General features: G+C 69.7%; 1 protein-coding gene. It reads left to right on the plus strand.

The genetic code is table 11. The features are described 5' to 3' along the window. Positions 1 to 218 precede the first annotated feature (218 nt). Positions 219 to 796: MFS transporter (locus AC5RUJ_RS17535; protein WP_494156414.1), on the plus strand; the 578-nt coding region annotated here is incomplete at its 3' end.

The raw sequence follows: 796 nt of genomic DNA on the forward strand, positions 1-796 counted from the left end.
GCGACTGCCCGCCGGCTGTGCGGAAGCCCCCTGCCCGCGCCCTCCCGCGTCCGTCCTGGCACCACTGGGGCGGCCGAGTCCAGCCGGCGCCGCCAAACGTGAGCCAACTCTCCATTGTTACGGCGGGAGACCCTTCTGCTGCGAAGCCTGCCGCCGGAAGTTCGGCGCGGGGAGTAGCCTGCTGGACGGAGCCCGACCCGGGCAGCGAGGAGAGCAGTATGTCCAGACACCCCAGTGGCGCACTGCTTTTCGTCCTGACCTGCGCCATGGGCGTCGGCCCGCTGCTGAACTACGGCCTGAGCACCGTCAGCCCGCTGGTCATTGACGACCTGGGCATCAGCGAGGCCCAATTCGGCCTGCTGGCCACGGCCATCTTCGCCAGCGCTGCGGTCTCCAGCATGTGGCTGGGCAAACTCAGCGACCGGATTTCCAGCCGCGCCCAGCTGATCCTGATCTTCGCCGGCACGGCGGTGGCACTGGTGGTCGCCTCGCTGTCCCACCACTATCTGGTCCTGGTGATCGCCGCGTTGCTGGCCGGCCCCGCGCAGGCCATTTCCAACCCGACCACGAATCGGATCATCATGACCCAGGTTCCCGCGCCCAAGCGCCCGGGCTGGATCGGGGTCAAGCAGTCCGGCGTTCAGGGCAGCCAGCTGTTCTCGGGCTTGTTCTTCCCCGTCGCCGCGCTCTGGGCCGGCTGGCAAGGCGCCACCGCCCTGGCGGCCGTCGTCGCCGTCGGGCTGTTGCTCTACGGGCTGCGCCAACTCCCGGAACGGGGCACCGAAACGACGGCGGC

Source organism: Arthrobacter sp. Y3223164 (assembly GCF_059091005.1).